Origin of the sequence: Streptomyces sp. WM6386 (assembly GCF_000972385.1) — a bacterium.
Lineage (GTDB): Bacteria > Actinomycetota > Actinomycetes > Streptomycetales > Streptomycetaceae > Streptomyces.
Window position 1 is genome coordinate 1 of sequence record NZ_JXTE01000403.1, and the last position, 563, is coordinate 563.

General features: G+C 73.5%; 1 protein-coding gene. It reads left to right on the forward strand.

What is annotated here, in order from left to right; genetic code table 11:
- Positions 1-476, forward strand: a 476-nt coding sequence (locus TN53_RS41955) for a sensor histidine kinase (RefSeq protein ID WP_234441858.1), incomplete at its 5' end; no start/stop codon positions are given.
- Between the last annotated feature and the right edge of the window lie 87 nt (positions 477-563).

Consider the following 563-nt stretch of genomic DNA (forward strand, 5'->3'; position numbering starts at 1 on the left):
GCACCCTGGACAGCGCACTGCCGGCGGAGAGCCGGACCCGGCTGCTCAACGATCTCGGCGCCCAGGTGGCCGAGTTGAGCACCCTTGCCGCCGAGCTGACCGACCTGGCGCGCGGTGACGTCAGCGACGAGAACACCGAGCTGCTGGACCTCGCCGACGTGGTGGGGGCCGCCGCGACCCGGGCGCGTTCCCGCGTGCCCGACATCGAGGTCGCGCTCGACGTGACCTCCGTGTGGGTGAGCGGGCGTCCCGCCGCGCTCCAGCGGGCGGTGCTCAACCTCATCGACAACGCCGGCAAGTGGTCCCCCGCGGACCAACCGGTCCAGGTCCGGCTCCGTGCCGAGGGCGCGTCGGCGGTGCTCGAGGTCGACGACGCCGGGCCGGGCATCGACGCCGCCGACGTACCGCGGGTGTTCGACCGGTTCTACCGTGCCGACAGCGCCCGGGCGTTGCCGGGATCCGGGATACGGCGGTAGCTGGGCGTGCGCCAGACCGTCGGGCTGTGCGTTTGCCGCCAGGAGGGGGGATGCGGGCCGTAGCTGATTCTCGGCAGTGTCCCGCAG